16 protein-coding genes are annotated in these 16371 nt (G+C 71.7%); 9 read left to right on the top strand and 7 right to left on the bottom strand.

Annotation, left to right across the window (positions count from 1 at the left end; genetic code table 11):
• Positions 1–4 precede the first annotated feature (4 nt).
• The gene (locus ACH4F6_RS09405; protein WP_397959303.1) at positions 5–1735 is read right to left on the bottom strand and encodes a serine/threonine-protein kinase; all 1731 of its coding nucleotides are present in this window, start codon (positions 1733–1735) and stop codon (positions 5–7) included.
• A 60-nt stretch (positions 1736–1795) separates the two neighbouring features.
• Positions 1796–2632: a serine hydrolase domain-containing protein gene (locus ACH4F6_RS09410; protein ID WP_397959304.1), complete on the bottom strand. Its 837-nt coding sequence runs from the start codon at positions 2630–2632 to the stop codon at positions 1796–1798.
• A gap of 76 nt (positions 2633–2708) precedes the next feature.
• Here ACH4F6_RS09410 and ACH4F6_RS09415 point away from each other — a divergent pair, with 76 nt between their 5' ends.
• A complete protein-coding gene (locus ACH4F6_RS09415; protein WP_397959305.1) occupies positions 2709–3200 on the top strand; it encodes a MerR family transcriptional regulator in 492 nt (163 codons plus the stop codon).
• A complete protein-coding gene (locus tag ACH4F6_RS09420; protein WP_397959306.1) occupies positions 3197–4213 on the top strand; it encodes an aldo/keto reductase in 1017 nt (338 codons plus the stop codon). Before ACH4F6_RS09415 ends, ACH4F6_RS09420 begins: the two co-directional genes overlap by 4 nt.
• Before the next feature lie 15 nt (positions 4214–4228).
• Here ACH4F6_RS09420 and ACH4F6_RS09425 read toward each other — a convergent pair whose 3' ends face one another.
• The 3 genes from ACH4F6_RS09425 to ACH4F6_RS09435 form a co-directional block, all read right to left on the bottom strand.
• Positions 4229–5083 carry a DUF4429 domain-containing protein gene (locus ACH4F6_RS09425; RefSeq protein ID WP_397959307.1) on the bottom strand — a complete coding sequence of 285 codons (855 nt, stop codon included), beginning with the start codon at positions 5081–5083 and terminating at the stop codon, positions 4229–4231.
• A 57-nt stretch (positions 5084–5140) separates the two neighbouring features.
• Positions 5141–6358 carry an alpha/beta hydrolase gene (locus tag ACH4F6_RS09430; RefSeq protein WP_397959308.1) on the bottom strand — a complete coding sequence of 406 codons (1218 nt, stop codon included), beginning with the start codon at positions 6356–6358 and terminating at the stop codon, positions 5141–5143.
• 114 nt (positions 6359–6472) lie between these two features.
• Positions 6473–7099, bottom strand: a complete 627-nt coding sequence (locus tag ACH4F6_RS09435; protein ID WP_397959309.1) for a TetR family transcriptional regulator — start codon at positions 7097–7099, stop codon at positions 6473–6475.
• 67 nt (positions 7100–7166) lie between these two features.
• On the opposite strand from ACH4F6_RS09435, the gene ACH4F6_RS09440 reads away from it, so the two are divergent.
• Positions 7167–8786, top strand: coding sequence for an MFS transporter (locus tag ACH4F6_RS09440; RefSeq protein WP_397959310.1), 1620 nt, complete (start codon positions 7167–7169; stop codon positions 8784–8786).
• Between the two features lie 270 nt (positions 8787–9056).
• On the top strand, positions 9057–9362 hold the full coding sequence (locus ACH4F6_RS09445; protein ID WP_397959311.1) for a small hydrophobic protein: 306 nt from the start codon (positions 9057–9059) through the stop codon (positions 9360–9362).
• A gap of 14 nt (positions 9363–9376) precedes the next feature.
• Here ACH4F6_RS09445 and ACH4F6_RS09450 read toward each other — a convergent pair whose 3' ends face one another.
• Both ACH4F6_RS09450 and aceE read right to left on the bottom strand, forming a co-directional pair.
• On the bottom strand, positions 9377–10114 hold the full coding sequence (locus ACH4F6_RS09450) for a potassium channel family protein (protein ID WP_397959312.1): 738 nt from the start codon (positions 10112–10114) through the stop codon (positions 9377–9379).
• Between the two features lie 109 nt (positions 10115–10223).
• A complete protein-coding gene (aceE, locus tag ACH4F6_RS09455) occupies positions 10224–12971 on the bottom strand; it encodes a pyruvate dehydrogenase (acetyl-transferring), homodimeric type (protein ID WP_397959313.1) in 2748 nt (915 codons plus the stop codon).
• Positions 12972–13319: 348 nt separating this feature from the next.
• On the opposite strand from aceE, the gene ACH4F6_RS09460 reads away from it, so the two are divergent.
• The 5 genes from ACH4F6_RS09460 to ACH4F6_RS09480 form a co-directional block, all read left to right on the top strand.
• Positions 13320–13757, top strand: coding sequence for a DUF3052 domain-containing protein (locus ACH4F6_RS09460; RefSeq protein WP_397959314.1), 438 nt, complete (start codon positions 13320–13322; stop codon positions 13755–13757).
• A gap of 166 nt (positions 13758–13923) precedes the next feature.
• Positions 13924–14382, top strand: a complete 459-nt coding sequence (locus ACH4F6_RS09465) for a peroxiredoxin (protein ID WP_397959315.1) — start codon at positions 13924–13926, stop codon at positions 14380–14382.
• Between the two features lie 149 nt (positions 14383–14531).
• Positions 14532–15107, top strand: a complete 576-nt coding sequence (locus ACH4F6_RS09470) for a calcium homeostasis/redox stress adaptation protein (RefSeq protein ID WP_397959316.1) — start codon at positions 14532–14534, stop codon at positions 15105–15107.
• Positions 15108–15204: 97 nt separating this feature from the next.
• Positions 15205–15780, top strand: coding sequence for a TerD family protein (locus ACH4F6_RS09475; RefSeq protein WP_397959317.1), 576 nt, complete (start codon positions 15205–15207; stop codon positions 15778–15780).
• A 148-nt stretch (positions 15781–15928) separates the two neighbouring features.
• On the top strand, positions 15929–16371 hold a 443-nt coding region (locus ACH4F6_RS09480), incomplete at its 3' end, for a DUF475 domain-containing protein (RefSeq protein WP_397959318.1).

The raw sequence follows: 16371 nt of genomic DNA on the forward strand, positions 1-16371 counted from the left end.
GGTCTCACTCCCCGGGGTCGGTCTCCTCGGCGTTGCGCCAGATCGTGAGGTCGACCGAGACGTAGTCGCTCGGGTCGGTCGCCGCGGCGGACCCCCGGAAGGTGACCAGGGCGATGTGCCCCGAACTGTGCACGCAGAGCCGGGCGCCCTTCGAGAGCTGCGACAGGGAGACGCTCTCGGCGTACCGGGTCTCCTCACGGCAGGTCTTCAGCGTGCCCTGCTGCGCGTTGTTCAGCAGGACGATCCGGTCGTCGAAGCTGCCCAGCCTGTCCTCGTAGTAGTACAGGTCGCCGGAGAAGACGCTGCCGTCGTCGTAGTCCAGCGGCTTGGGCGGGGAGTCCGCGAACCGCACGAGGTAGCCGTCGGGGATGTTGATGCCCCGGTAGCCGACCGGCGTGGGGTCGGGCAGCGGCCTGGCGCTCGCCGGACTCTCGTCGGCCCCGGTGACCGTGGAGCGGTCCGAGGAGTCGCCCAGGTCCTGGAGGAACGACGCGCAGCTGCCGAGCCAGAACAGCCCGGCCACCACGCCGGCGCAGATCCCGATCCACTTGCCCGCCTTGTTCGGCTTCGGCGGCGGCAGGGGCTGCGGCCGCCAGGCGGGCTGCCGGCCGAAGGGCGGCCGGGGCGCGGCCGGCGGGCCGTACGCCGGCGGGAACGCGGGCTGCGGCCGGGGCGGCGGGACGGCGGGGCCGAACCCGGCCGGCGCCGACGGGACGTGCGGGGCGGCCGCGGTGGGCGCCGCGTGCGGGGGCGCCGGCGGCGGGGTCACGCCGGCCTGCCCGACCGGGGCCGTGGGCGTCGGGGCGACCGCCGGGGCCGGCGCCGGCGCGGCCGACGCCGACACCCGCCGGGTGATCTGCTCGGCGATCGCCTCCGGCAGCCACGACCCGGACTGGCGCAGCGGCGTGGGCGAGGCCTCCTGGCACAGCGAGACGATCTCGGCGGGGGAAGGGCGCAGGGCCGGGTCCTTGGCCAGGCACCGGGCGACGAATCCCAGTTGCTCCGGCATCCCGCCGAGATCGGGCTCCTCGTGCACGATCCGGTAGAGCACCGCGTGCGAGGGCCCGTCCCCGTACGCCCCGGTGCCGCGCGCGGCGAACACGGCGACCTGGCCGAGCGCGAACACGTCCGACGCGGGCGTGACCGGCTTCCCGGCGGCCTGCTCCGGCGACATGAAGGCGGGGGTGCCGATGGAGACGCCGGTGCCGGTCAGCGCGGTGGCGTCGGCGGCCCGGGCGATGCCGAAGTCGATGACGCGCGGGCCGTCGGAGGCGAGCAGCACGTTGGACGGCTTGAGGTCGCGGTGGACGATGCCCGCCCCGTGGATGACCGACAGCGCCTCGGCCATGCCCGCGAGCAGCCGCAGGACCGACGGCGTCGGCAGCGGCCCGTGCTCGGCGACGGCCGAGGCCAGCGAGGGGCCGGCCACGTAGGCGACGGCCAGCCACGGCGGGGCGCCCTCGGTGTCGTAGTCGATGACCGGCGCGGTGTAGAGGCCCTGCACCCGCTGGGCGGCCCGGACCTCCCGCTGGAAGCGGCGGCGGAACTCGGCGTCCCCGCTCAGTTCCGGCCGGATCGTCTTGAGGGCGAGGGGATGGCCGCCGGGCGTGTGCGACAGGTACACCGTGCCCATGCCGCCCGAACCGAGCCGCGCCACGAGACGGTAGCCCGCCACCGCGGTGGGATCGCCGCTCTCCAACGGGCGGAACTGACCGCCCGGCCGTACCGCTGTCATTGCTCTCCCCCGAGATCCGAGCAGTGGGTGCTGCGTCAGGGGGGAGGTTAGCCGAGGGGATCAGCGGGCGGGACCGGTGGTCCCGGCCTCCCCGAGCACCGCGTCCGTGAAGGGAGGCCACGCCTCGACCGCCCACGGCCCGAACGCGCGGTCCGTCAGCGCCACGCAGGCCGCGCCCGCGTCGGGGTCGACCCACAGGAACGTGCCCGACTGGCCGAAGTGGCCGAAGGTGCGCGGCGAGGACGAGGCGCCCGTCCAGTGCGGGGACTTGGAGCCGCGGATCTCGAAGCCGAGACCCCAGTCGTTGGGGTTCTGGTGGCCGTAGCCCGGCAGGACGCCCTTGGTGCCGGGGTACTGGACCGTCATCGCCGCGGCGACCGTGCGGGGGTCGAGGAGGCGCGGGGCCTGGATCTCGGCGGCGAAACGCAGCAGGTCGTCCACCGTGGAGACGGCGTCCTTCGCCGGGGAGCCCTCCAGCGAGGTCCCCGACATGCCGAGCGGCTCCAGCACGGCCTGCCGCAGGTACTCGGCGAAGGGGATGTCCGTCGCCTTCGCGATGTGGTCCCCGAGCTGCTCGAACCCGGCGTTGGAGTACAGCCGCCGCTCCCCGGGGGCGGCCGTCACCCGGTGCTCGTCGAAGGCCAGCCCGGAGGTGTGCGCGAGCAGGTGACGCACCGTCGCCCCGGGCGGACCGGCCGGCTCGTCCAGCTCGATCGCGCCCTCCTCGTGGGCGACGAGCGCGGCGTACGCGGCGAGCGGCTTGGTGACCGAGGCCAGCGGGAAGCGCCGCCCGACGGGGCCGTGCGTGCCCAGGACCGTGCCGTCGGCCCGTACGGCACCCGCCGCGGCGGAGGGAACCGGCCAGTTCTCGATCAGCGCGAGGCTCTTCAGCGTCATGGCCATGAGCCTACCTTCGGCCTTCTTGCCGATTTCGCTTGCTTGGAGTGCGCTCCAAGGTCCTAGCGTGGAGCCCATGACGGTGTTGCAGACCACGCCCGTGACCACCGAGCAGGCCCCGAACCCCGCAGACGTCTGCTCCGCCCCGCCACGGCGGCATCCACGCCCCGACGGGCAGGACCGCTACACGATCAGCGAGGTGGTCGCCTTCACCGGCCTGACGGCACACACCCTGCGCTGGTACGAGCGGATCGGGCTGATGGCCCACGTCGACCGCTCGCACACCGGCCAGCGCCGCTACAGCAACCGCGACCTGGACTGGCTCGACCTCGTCGGCAAGCTGCGGCTGACCGGCATGCCGGTCGCCGACATGGTCCGGTACGCCGAGCTGGTCCGCGAGGGCGACAGCACGTACGGCGAGCGGTACGAGCTGCTGGAGGCGACCCGCCGGGACGTCCGGGCCCGGATCGCCGAACTCCACGACACGCTCGCCGTGCTCGACCGGAAGATCACGTTCTACTCGGACGCGGCGCGCGTCCGCACCTTCGAAGCGGAGAGGACCCGATGACCGACCGCAGGATCCCGACGGCACGACTCGGCGACGACGGCCCCGAGGTGGGTGTCCAGGGCCTCGGCTGCATGGGCATGAGCTTCGCCTACGGCCCCTCCGACGCCGGCGAGTCCCGGGCCACCCTGGAACGGGCCCTGGAGCTGGGCGTCACCCTCTACGACACGGCGGACGCGTACGGCGCCGGCGAGAACGAGCGCTTCCTCTCCCCGTTCTTCAAGGCGCACCGCGACGAGGTGGTGATCGCCACCAAGTTCGCCCTGTCGATCCCGCCGGACGACCCGACCCGGCGCGTCATACGCAACGACGCCCCGTACGTCCGCGAGGCCGTCGAGGCGAGCCTGCGGCGCCTGGACGTCGACGTCATCGACCTGTACTACATGCACCGGCGCGACCCGCGGGTGCCGATCGAGGAGACGGTCGGCGTGATGGCCGACCTGGTGCGCGAGGGCAAGGTCAAGCACCTGGGCCTGAGCGAGGTGACGGCCGCGGAGCTGCGTGCGGCGCATGCCGTCCACCCCGTCGCCGCGGTGCAGTCGGAGTGGTCGCTGTTCAGCCGGGACATCGAGGACCGGGTGGTCCCGGCCGCCCGCGAACTGGGCGTCGCCCTCGTCCCGTACTCGCCCCTCGGCCGCGGCTTCCTCACCGGATCCTTCACGGACGCCGACCGGGACCTCACCGCCGGGGACTTCCGCCGTCAGCAGCCCCGCTTCACGGGCGGGAACGCGGTCGCGAACGCCGCCCTGCTGGAGCCGGTCCGCACGGTGGCCGACGCCCATGCCGCGACGCCGGCCCAGATCGCCCTGGCCTGGGTCCAGCAGCAGGCCCGCCGGCACGGCCTGCCGGTCGTGCCGATCCCGGGCACCCGCAAGCCGGGCCGGGCCGAGGAGAACGCGCGCGCCGTGGGCATCGAGCTGACGGAGGAGGAGCTGGCCCTGCTGGAGCCCCTCGCGCAGAAGGTGGCGGGAGACCGCTACGCGGACATGACCTTCACCTCCGCCGGACGCGAGTGACCCGGGCGCGGGCGACTACAGCTCCGCCAGCAGCTCCGCCTTCTTCACGGAGAACTCCTCGTCGGTGACCAGCCCGGCCCGGTGCAGTTCCCCGAGGTGACGGATCCGCTCGGCGACGTCGGCGGGGTCCCGGCGCGGCACGGCCGCGGCCGGGACGACCGCCGGCGTCCCGCGCGAGCGGACCGCCTCGAGGACGGCCGCCGCGAACGGCAGCGACTCGTGCACCGCCCCGTACCCGAGCCCGAAGACCACGGCCGCCGGGTCCTGGTCGGCCTGCGCGGGCGGCTCGGTGCCCCGGAGCAGCCGCAGGTGCCCCTCGAAGGCCTCCGGCGACCGCCACTCCACCCCGCTCAGCCCGGCCACCGGGAAGCTCTGGTCGCCGGCCTTCCACTTCGCCGAGGACGCCCCCGTCCAGGACCACCTGAACCGCACGGTCCGCCCGTCGAAGGACGCCTTCGCGTCGTACGCCTTGAACGACAGCGGGGCCCGGGGCGCGGCCACCAGGAACCGCTCGGCCGGACCGGGCGCGTCGAGCCTCGCCCGCAGTTCGTCGGCGTAGTACTCCGCGAGGACCTCCCGCTCGGCCGGCAGCACCAGCCGGTAGGGATCGCTCGTCTCCTCCAGCTGCCCGGCCGCCGCCTCGATCAGCGGATCGGCCCCGGGCCGCGGCTCGGCCCGCAGCACCACGGTCCCCCGCCTGCCGGGTTCGAGCGTCACCCCCGCGAGCGCCGCCAGCGGGATCCGGCGTTCCCCGAGCGCCGCCAACAGCCTGGGCGTGCGCATGCCCCGTTCGTAGCGGATGAGGACGGAGTCGGACTCGAACTCCCAGGCGGCATGAAATCCGGCCAGTACGTCACCCATGCGGCTCATCGTATGCGGCACCCGCTCGTTCGTCGCCACCCCGCGCAGGCCGCAATTCCTGCGCCTCTACGCGCGTCCGGCCGTCGACCCGTCGGACAAACCGGCCCGGCAGGCGCCGTCGCCGTCGGCGCACCGCACCGACGCGTACGCGCCGGTGCCGATGCCCGCGAAGTTGCGCAGGCTGTCCGTGCCGGGCTCGAAGTAGCCGCCGTGGCCCTCGGCGTCCCGCGCCGACAGCACCCGCGCGCCGAACGCGGACGACACCGGGTCCGCGCCGTGTCCGAGGCCCCCCAGCTCCAGGTACGGCACGTCCTGCACCCAGTCGTCGGCGTCCCGCATCGCCCACACCCGGGCGGAGGTGTGCAGCTGCGCGGCCCTCTCCACCCGCATGCCGGGGCTGCCGGCCACGGCTATGTCGGCCACCCGGCGCGGCAGGCGGTGCGCGGCGACGCCGCACACCACCGAGCCGTAGCTGTGGCAGAACAGCGAGACGGGCGCGGCGCCGGGCAGGGCGCGCAGCAGCGCGTCGAGCCGTACGGCGCCGCGCTCGGCGCGCATCGCGGTGGCCGAGTCGATGCCGAGGCCGGCGGGGGAGGTGTAGTCGGCCCAGGCGATCACCGCCGTCCTGGTCGCGGGGCTCACCTCGTGCTCGGCCGCGTACAGGGCCCGGGCCATGCCGACGGGGGCCGAGTACTTGCGGTGGGTGCGCTGGAAGGTGAGCAGCGCGGTGTCGACGCCGGGGACGACGACGGAGATCCGCTCGGCCCGGCCGAGGTCGCCGAAGACCTCGGCGGCCCGGCCGGAGCCCTCGGGGTCGAAGGCGAGGATCCGGCGGTCGGGGGCGCTCATGGACGCGAAGCGGTGCATGCGCCGGCCGGCCTCGTACTGTCCGGCCGGCGTGAGCCGGGCGTCGTGCATCCGGGCGCGCTCGGCCTGCGCCTGCTCGCGGAGCGCGACGCGGTTGGCGCGGTAGCGCAGCTCGACGGGGGCGCCGTTCATGTTGCCGACGGCCAGCGGGTAGCGGTCGGCGAGCTCGCCGCGCTGCGGTGCGGTGAGCGAGGCGAAGAACCGGGCGAGCCGGGCGGGCGCCGTGTGCGGGTCCGGCAGCCGGCGCCCGTCGATCCGGCCGTCCTCCCAGGCCGACAGCGAGGCGCGCAGGGGACTGGTCCCCTGCTGCCGGCGCACGGCGGTCCAGCCGGTGGTCGCCAGCATCACGAACACCACGGCCAGCGCGAGCAGCGCGCGCCACGCGGTCAGGTGCGGGGAGGTGTCGAAGGAAGTCACTGGGAGGACACACTAGGAGAACGGGAAGGTCTCGAGTGGCCTGAGTGACGGGGATCACGTTTCGATGAGCGTGATGACGGTAGGGGATCCTCCGGGCCGTGTGCGGGGCCGTTCTCAGGCGGCGCGCCAGCTGCCCAGCAGGGCCGGCCCGACCTGGTCGAGGTACCGGGAGGTCAGCGCGCGGATGCCCGCCAGGCTGCGGTCCTCGCTGAGGCTCCACTGCCGTTCCGTCACCCGCATCACCCCGCCGAAGAGGGCCACCGCGACGCGGGGACGGGGGTCGGCGTCCACGTCGAGGCCCTCGCGCCGCGCCAGCACCCGCGCGATCTCCTCCTCGGCCTCCACCGAGCGCCGCAGGTGGGCGGCGAGCAGCACCGGGGTCGACTCGATCACCCGGTACATGCGCAGGTACAGCTCGATCGGGGCGACGGACTCGACGACCTCGCTGATCGAGTCCCAGCCGTGCAGGACGGCCTGGCGCAGCGCCTCCATCGGCGCCTCGTGGCGCGGGCGGTCGCGGACCGCCTCCACGAAGCGCGCGAGCGTCATCTCCGTCAGGGCCAGCGCGGCCTCCTCCTTGCCGGCGAAGTAGCGGAAGAAGGTGCGCTGCGAGACGTCGACGGCCTCGGCGATCTCGTCGACCGTGGTCTGCTCGTACCCCTGCGAGGTGAACAGCTCCAGCGCGGCGCGCAGCAGCGCGTACCGGGTGCGCTGCTTCTTGCGCTCACGCAGTGTTTCCATAATGTGTCAGTTACCGACTTGTGATTCCGTTTGTCAATTGTCAGCCGCTGTCACTAGCCTCGAACGCATGACTAGTCAGACCACCATCGACGCGAAGGGGCCGGGGGACGAGCCGCCCCTCGCACCGTCGGACCGGCAGCCGGGCAAGGGGCTGCGCGGCCACCCGTGGTTCACGCTCATCACCGTCGCCGTCGGGGTGATGATGGTGGCGCTCGACGGCACCATCGTGGCCATCGCCAACCCGGCCATCGGTGACGACCTGAAGGCCAGCCTGTCCGAGCTGCAGTGGATCACCAACGCGTACTTCCTCGCCCTCGCGGTCTCCCTGATCACCGCGGGCAAGCTCGGTGACCGCTTCGGCCACCGCCAGACCTTCCTGATAGGCGTCGTCGGCTTCGCCGCCGCCTCCGGCGCGATCGGCCTGTCCGACAGCATCGCGCTCGTCGTCACCTTCCGCGTCTTCCAGGGCCTGTTCGGCGCGCTGCTGATGCCGGCCGCGCTCGGTCTGCTGCGCGCGACCTTCCCCGCCGAGAAGCTCAACATGGCCATCGGCATCTGGGGCATGGTCATCGGCGCCTCCACCGCCGGCGGCCCGATCCTCGGCGGCGTCCTCGTCGAGCACGTCAACTGGCAGTCGGTGTTCTTCATCAACGTGCCGGTCGGCGCCCTCGCCCTCGTCCTGGGCGTGCTGATCCTGCTCGACCACCGCGCCGAGAACGCCCCGCGCTCCTTCGACCTGCTCGGCATCGCGCTGCTGTCGGCGGCCATGTTCTGCCTGGTCTGGGCCCTCATCAAGGCCCCGGAGTGGGGCTGGGGCGACGGCAAGACGTGGGCGTTCATCGTCGCGTCGGCCGTGGGCTTCCTCCTCTTCGCCCTCTGGGAGACGAAGGTCAGGGAGCCGCTGATCCCGCTGGCGCTCTTCCGCTCCGTCCCGCTGTCGGCCGGTGTCGTGCTGATGGTCCTCATGGCCATCGCCTTCATGGGCGGCCTGTTCTTCGTGACGTTCTACCTCCAGAACGTGCACGGCATGAGCCCGGTCGACGCGGGCCTGCACCTGCTCCCGCTCACCGGCATGATGATCGTCGCCTCGCCGCTCGCGGGCGCGATGATCACCAAGCTGGGCCCGCGCGTCCCGCTGGCCGGCGGCATGACGGCCACCGCGCTCGCCATGTACGGCATGTCCACGCTGGAGACGGACACCGGCAGCGCCGTCATGTCCGTCTGGTTCGGCCTCCTCGGCCTCGGCCTGGCCCCGGTCATGGTCGGCGCCACCGAGGTCATCGTGGGCAACGCGCCGATGGAGCTCTCCGGTGTGGCGGGCGGTCTCCAGCAGGCCGCGATGCAGATCGGCGGCAGCCTCGGCACGGCCGTCCTGGGCGCCGTGATGGCCTCCAAGGTCGACAGCGACCTGCCCGCCAACTGGAAGGACGCGGGCCTGCCCGACCTTCCCCCCGCCCAGCTGGACCAGGCCTCCGAGGCCGTCCAGGTCGGCGTGCCGCCGGTCGCCGAGGGCACCCCGGCGGCGGTCGCCGCCAAGATCACGGACGTCGCCCACGACACGTTCATCTCCGGCATGAGCCTCGCGTCGCTGGTCGCGGCCGGTGTCGCGGTGGTGGCGATCCTGGTCGCCCTGCTCACCAAGCGCGGTGAGAACGCGGAGGCGGGCGCGGGCGTCGGCCACATCTGACCCACGACCGACGGGCCCGTGAGCACCTGCCGGACCTGACGGTTTGTCAAGCCGGTTCCCCCGTCAGGGTGACAACGCTCAAGGTCCCTCGCCCCCGGCACGCGCCGCAGGTCACAGTGGGTCAAGCCCTCCGGATGGCAGGGCGGCCCGGGCTGCGGCGCGCTGCCGGAGGGGGACAGCGCGCCGGCGGCCCGGGGCCGCGGAGGTGTGGGACGCGCGGCACGGGATACCCGAACCATCGAAGCAACCCCAGGATCAAGGGAGTTGACGATGACGGGCTTCGGACACGGCACGCGCAGGTACCCCCGCTCACGTGGCCGGATGGGGTCAGGGACCGGGCTGGACAGCGCGACGCTCGCGATCATCGGGCTCGTCTGCGCGGTCGCCGGCTTCTTCGCGCTGGGGATCGTCCTCGGCCCGGCGGCGATCGTCTGCGGCTGGCTGGCCATGGGCCGCACCTGGGCGGGTCCCCGCCCGGTACCGGCCCTGGTCGCCGTCGTCCTGGGCGCCATCGACACGCTCCTGGCGGTCATCTGGCTGGCAGGGGCGGCGGGCCCGGGCAACGGGCTGCTGTAGCGGACCGCCGGGCGTCACCGCTCGGCGGGATGCCGCCGCAGCGCCGCCACCTCGGCCCGCAGGGCGCGCACCTCCTCCGTGAGCGCGCGGATCGCCTCGGTCTGCTCGCGCTCCTCCGCGTCGTCCTTCTCGAACCGCTCGATGAACCAGGCGGCGATGTTCGCGGTCACCACACCCAGCAGGGCGATCCCGGAGAGCATCAGCCCGACGGCGATGATCCGCCCCATCCCGGTCGTCGGCGCGTGGTCCCCGTACCCCACGGTGGTCATCGTCGTGAACGCCCACCACAGGGCGTCACCCAGCGTGCGGATGTTCCCGTCCGGGGAGTCCCGCTCCACCGACAGCACGGCGAGCGAGCCGAACATCAGCAGCCCGACGACGGCCCCCGCGACGTAGGTCGTCACCCGTATCTGTGAGGCCATCCGCGCCCGCTGCCCCACGAGCAGCAGCGTTGACACGAGCCGCAGCAGCTTCAGCGGCCGGACCAGCGGCAGCAGCACCGCGCACAGGTCCAGCCAGCGCGTGCGGACGAACACCCACCGGTCCTCCGCCAGCACCAGCCGCACGGCGTAGTCCGCGGCGAACGCCGCCCACACCACCCACTCGACGACCGCGCACGCGGTCGTCAGCCACCGGCCGGCCGAGGTGTCCACGATCGGCACGGCGTAGGCGACGGCGAACACCAGGGCGAGCGCCAGCAGGGGCCGCTGCGTCCGCTCTTCCCACCGGGCCTGTGCCGTTCTCCGTTCCATGCCCGCATCGTCCCGCACCGCCGACCCCGTCCGCGGCAGGGGGCGGTGAGACCACGGTCTCACCGCCCCCTGCCGCCCGGCCGGAGCCGGCGGCGCCGGGTCCGCCGTGCTAGGCGTCGCCGCCCGCGGTCCCGGGGTCCGCCGCCGCGACGTCCAGCAGCCGGTACCGGTCGACGGCCTGCTTCAGCGCCGACCGGTCGATCTTGCCCTCCTTCGCCAGCTCGGTCAGCACCGCCACGACCACCGACTGCGCGTCGATGTGGAAGTAGCGCCGCGCCGCGCCCCGCGTGTCCGCGAAGCCGAAGCCGTCGGCGCCCAGCGACTGGTACGGCCCCGGCACCCAGCGCGCGATCTGGTCCGGCACCGACCGCATCCAGTCGGAGACGGCCACGAACGGCCCCTCGGCCCCGCTGAGCTTGCGCGTCACGTACGGCACCCGCTGCTCCTCCTCCGGGTGCAGCAGGTTGTGCTCCTCGCACGCCACGGCGTCGCGCCGCAGCTCGTTCCAGGAGGTCGCCGACCAGACGTCGGCGCGGACGTTCCACTCCTCGGCGAGGATCCGCTGCGCCTCCACCGCCCACGGCACCGCCACGCCGGAGGCGATGATCTGCGCCGGGATCGCGCCCGCGGTGCCCTCGCTGAAGCGGTACACGCCCCTGAGGATGCCCTCGGCGTCCACGTTCTCCGGCTCGGCCGGGTGCTGGATGGGCTCGTTGTACACGGTGAGGTAGTAGAAGACGTCCTCGCCCGGCCGGCCGTCGGCGGTCTCGCCGTACATCCGCCGCAGCCCGTCCCGCACGATGTGCGCGATCTCGTAGCCGAACGCCGGGTCGTAGGCGACACAGCCCGGGTTGGTGGAGGCGAGCAGCTGCGAGTGGCCGTCCGCGTGCTGGAGCCCCTCACCGGTCAGCGTCGTGCGGCCGGCCGTCGCGCCCAGGACGAAGCCGCGCGCCAGCTGGTCCGACATCTGCCAGAACTGGTCGCCGGTGCGCTGGAAACCGAACATCGAGTAGAAGACGTACACCGGGATCAGCGGCTCGCCGTGCGTGGCGTACGCCGAACCGGCCGCGATCAGCGAGGCCGTGCAGCCCGCCTCGGAGATGCCGTCGTGCAGCATCTGTCCGGTCGGCGACTCCTTGTACGCGAGCAGCAGCTCCCGGTCGACCGACTCGTACTGCTGGCCCAGCGGGTTGTAGATCTTCGCACTCGGGAAGAACGAGTCCATGCCGAACGTGCGGTACTCGTCGGGCGCGATCAGGACGAACCGCTTGCCGAGCTCCTTGTCCCGCATGAGGTCCTTGAGCAGCCGGACGAACGCCATGGTCGTGGCGATGGACTGCTGGCCGGAGCCCTTCTTCACGGTCGCGTACGTCTTGTCGTCCGGCAGGGCGAGCGGGCGGGAGCGCACGACACGCGTCGGGACGTACCCGCCGAGCCCCTTGCGCCGGTCGTGCATGTACTGGATCTCCTCGGAGTCCCGCCCGGGGTGGTAGTACGGCGGCAGGCCGGACTCCAGCTCCTTGTCGGAGATCGGCAGGTGCAGCCGGTCGCGGAAGCCCTTGAGGTCGGCGACCGTCAGCTTCTTCATCTGGTGCGTGGCGTTGCGGCCCTCGAAGTTCGGGCCCAGCGTCCAGCCCTTGACGGTCTTGGCGAGGATGACCGTCGGCTGGCCCTTGTGCTCGACGGCCGCCTTGAAGGCCGCGTAGATCTTGCGGTGGTCGTGACCGCCGCGGCCCAGGTGCAGGATCTGGTCGTCGGTCATGTTCTCGACCATGGCGCGCAGGCGGTGGTCGTCGCCGAAGAAGTGCTCGCGGATGTAGGCGCCGGTCTCGGTGGCGTACGTCTGGAACTGGCCGTCCGGCGTGATGTTCATCTTGTTGACGAGGATGCCGTCCCGGTCCTGCGCGAGCAGCGGGTCCCAGGTCCGGTCCCAGATGAGCTTGATCACGTTCCAGCCGGCGCCCCGGAAGACCGACTCCAGCTCCTGGATCACCTTGCCGTTGCCGCGCACCGGGCCGTCGAGCCGCTGGAGGTTGCAGTTGACCACGAAGGTCAGGTTGTCCAGGCCCTCGCGCGCGGCGATGGTCAGCTGGCCGAGCGACTCCGGCTCGTCCATCTCGCCGTCCCCGAGGAAGGCCCACACGTGCGACTTCGAGGTGTCGGCGATCCCGCGCGCCTGCAGGTAGCGGTTCATCCGCGCCTGGTAGATCGCGCCGATCGGCCCGAGGCCCATCGACACGGTCGGGAACTCCCAGAAGTCGGGCATCAGCCGTGGGTGCGGGTAGCTGGACAGCCCGTGCGGCGCCCTCGACTTCTCCTGGCGGAACGCGTCCAGGTTCTGCTCGCCGAGCCGGTCGAGCAGGAACGCGCGCGCGTAGATGCCGGGTGAGGCGTGGCCCTGGAAGAAGACCTGGTCGCCGCCGTCCCCCTCGTCCTTGCCGCGGAAGAAGTGGTTGAAGCCGACGTCGTACAGCGAGGCCGAGGAGGCGAAGGTGGCGATGTGACCGCCGACGCCGATGCCCGGCCGCTGGGCGCGCGAGACCATCACGGCCGCGTTCCAGCGGGTGGCGTTGAGGATCCTGCGCTCGATCTCCTCGTTGCCGGGGAAGAACGGCTCGCTCTTGGTCGGGATGGTGTTGACGTAGTCCGTGCTGCGCATCTCGGGCACGGCCACGCGCTTCTCGCGGGCCCGCTCGATCAGGCGCAGCATCAGATAGCGGGCCCGCTCCCGGCCGCGCTCGTCGACGGCGGCGTCGAGGGAGTCGAGCCACTCCTGGGTTTCCTCGGGATCGAAGTCAGGAACCTGACTGGGAAGGCCGCCAATGATGATCGGGTTGCGATCGGATCCGGAAACCACGCTGTTCCCTTACTTTTCGTTGAGTTGTCTGGTCTGCCTGCACCGTTCCCCATCGTGTACCTCGGCGGCGCAAACGTCACCTCTACCGGGAGGTAACCGGAGGTTGTTCGAATCTCGTACCCACGGACGGTTCCCAAACGCGCAAACAGGGCAGATAGGTGTGGTGCACGTCACCACCGGCCTGGTTCGTGTGCCTGGAGTTGCGTCGACACGGCCAGGATCGTCACCGTTTCGGCGGTCTGGACCGCCGGGTACTTGCGCGATCCGTCCCGCCCGTGTGGACTACGGCCAATGCTTCGCGCACGCGCGTGGCTGAGTTATTCCCGAAACATGATCAGGAGGCAACCCGTGAGCGCGACCGCGGACCACGCGGAGGAGCGGACGAGCCCTGCCGTCAGGCTGGGGTTCCAGCCCGAGCAGGTGGTCCAGGAGATCGGCTACGACGACGACGTCGACCAGGAGCTCCGCGAGTCCATCGAGGAAGTCATCGGCAGCGACCTGGTGGACGAGGACTACGACGACGTGGCCGACGCCGTGGTGCTGTGGTTCCGCGACGAGGACGGCGACCTGACGGATGCGCTGGTGGACGCCACCACGTACATCGAAGAAGGCGGCTCGATCCTCCTCCTCACGCCGAAGACCGGCCGTGCGGGGTACGTGGAGCCGAGTGACATCTCTGAAGCCTCGACGACGGCGGGTCTGTCGGCCAGCAAGAGCGTCAGCGTGGGCAAGGACTGGAGCGGCAGCCGGCTCGTGACGCCGAAGGCCGCCAAGTCCAAGAAGTGACCTCGTCGACGTAGAACCCCGGTCCCGTCACCGCGGACGGGCAGACTTCCGGGTCGGCCCGTCCGCGCGTGCGCCGCGACCGCTGCGTAGGCTGTGTTCCGGCGTGCCCGGATGTCACCCGGACGCCGCAACGGTCCAGGCGAAGCCCAGAAAGGGTTCCACGACGATGGCGATCCAGGTCGGCGACAAGGCCCCCGACTTCGAGCTCAAGGACAACCACGGCGCCACCGTGAGGCTGTCCGACTTCCGCGGCAGCAAGAACGTCGTCCTGCTCTTCTACCCCTTCGCCTTCACCGGTGTGTGCACCGGTGAACTGTGCGAGGTGCGCGACAACCTGCCGAAGTTCTCCGACCGCGAGACCCAGGTGCTCGCCGTCTCCAACGACTCCATCCACACCCTGCGCGTCTTCGCCGAGCAGGAGGGCCTGGAGTACCCGCTGCTGAGCGACTTCTGGCCGCACGGCGAGGTCTCCCGCGCCTACGGCGTCTTCGCCGAGGACAAGGGCTGCGCGGTGCGCGGCACCTTCGTCATCGACAAGGAGGGCGTCGTGCGCTGGACGGTCGTCAACGCGCTGCCCGACGCGCGTGACCTCGACGCGTACGTCTCGGCCCTCGACGCCCTCTGATCCCGGGTGCCGTCCGGGCCCTGCCGACAGCGCGTGATTCTTCGGCCGCAGGGCCTGCGAGGGGCGGGAACCCGTCACTAGGATCGACTCGTTGATCCGATATCCGACGCACGACGGGGCTTCCGCCCCTGGACACCAATGGAGGACTCGTGGGAGTCAGCCTCAGCAAGGGCGGCAACGTATCGCTGACCAAGGAGGCCCCCGGCCTGACCGCGGTCATCGTCGGTCTGGGGTGGGACGTCCGCACCACGACGGGCACCGACTTCGACCTGGACGCGAGCGCGCTGCTGCTGAACAACGCCGGCAAGGTCGCGAGCGACGCGCACTTCGTCTTCTTCAACAACCTCAAGAGCCCCGACGGCTCCGTCGAGCACACCGGCGACAACCTCACCGGTGAGGGCGAGGGCGACGACGAGGCGATCAAGGTGAACCTCGCGGCGGTCCCGGCCGACGTCGAGAAGATCGTCTTCCCGGTCTCGATCTACGACGCCGAGAACCGCCAGCAGTCCTTCGGCCAGGTGCGCAACGCGTTCATCCGCGTCGTCAACCAGGCCGGCGGCGCCGAGATCGCCCGCTACGACCTCAGCGAGGACGCCTCGACGGAGACCGCGATGGTCTTCGGCGAGCTCTACCGCCACGGCGCGGAGTGGAAGTTCCGCGCCATCGGCCAGGGGTACGCCTCGGGCCTGCGCGGCATCGCGCAGGACTTCGGCGTCAACGTCTGACCGGGACGGCCCCCGGGTCCGGCGCCGCACCGTTCACGGGCGGCGCCGGACGCGCACGACAACCGAAGAAGCCAGACCCCAGGGGAGGACCAGCATCATGGGCGTCACGCTCGCCAAGGGAGGAAACGTCTCCCTGTCCAAGGTCGCGCCGAACCTCACTCAGGTGATGGTCGGCCTCGGCTGGGACGCGCGCTCCACCACCGGAGCCCCCTTCGACCTCGACGCCAGCGCCCTGCTGTGCAGCGGCCAGCGGGTCCTGGGCGACGAGTGGTTCGTCTTCTACAACCAGCTCACGAGCCCGGACGGCTCCGTGGAGCACACCGGCGACAACCTCACCGGCGAGGGCGACGGCGACGACGAGTCGCTCCTGGTCGACCTGTCCCGGGTGCCCGACCGGTGCGACAAGATCGTCTTCCCCGTCTCCATCCACATGGCCGACGAGCGCGGCCAGACCTTCGGCCAGGTCAGCAACGCCTTCATCCGCGTCGTCAACCAGGCCGACGGACAGGAACTCGCACGGTACGACCTGAGCGAGGACGCCTCCACCGAAACCGCCATGATCTTCGGCGAGCTCTACCGCTACCAGGGCGAGTGGAAGTTCCGCGCGGTGGGACAGGGGTACGCGTCGGGGCTGAGGGGCATCGCGCTCGACTTCGGCGTCAACGTGTCGTGACGCCGGGCACGAGGCTCCCGATCTGTGCCCTTCTCCCCGGTCGCCCCTCCTGGTCCGGCCGGGGAACCGCAGAATAGACTGCGGGGTCAACAATGAGTAAAGCCGAGTACGGCGCGGGGGAGCCCCGTACACAAGGATTGGGTAGCCAGTGCTTCTGAAAACCTTCGGCTGGTCGTTCGCGGTCACCGCGCTCGGTCTTGTCGCTGCGGTCCTCTACGGGGGGTGGACCGCCTTCGGCATCGTGGCGATCCTCTCCGTCCTCGAGATCTCGCTGTCGTTCGACAACGCGGTGGTCAACGCCGGAATCCTGAAGAAGATGAGTGCCTTCTGGCAGAAGGTCTTCCTCACCGTCGGCGTCCTGATCGCCGTCTTCGGCATGCGGCTGGTCTTCCCCGTCGTCATCGTCGCGGTCAGCGCCTCGATGGGCCCGATCGAGGCCGTCGACCTCGCGCTGAACGACAAGGACCGCTACCAGCAGCTGGTGACCGACGCCCATCCGTCGATCGCCGCGTTCGGTGGCATGTTCCTGCTGATGATCTTCCTCGACTTCATCTTCGAGGACCGCGACATCAAGTGGCTGGCCTGGCTGGA

The sequence above is a fragment of the Streptomyces sp. NPDC017936 genome, assembly GCF_044328485.1.
GTDB lineage: Bacteria > Actinomycetota > Actinomycetes > Streptomycetales > Streptomycetaceae > Streptomyces.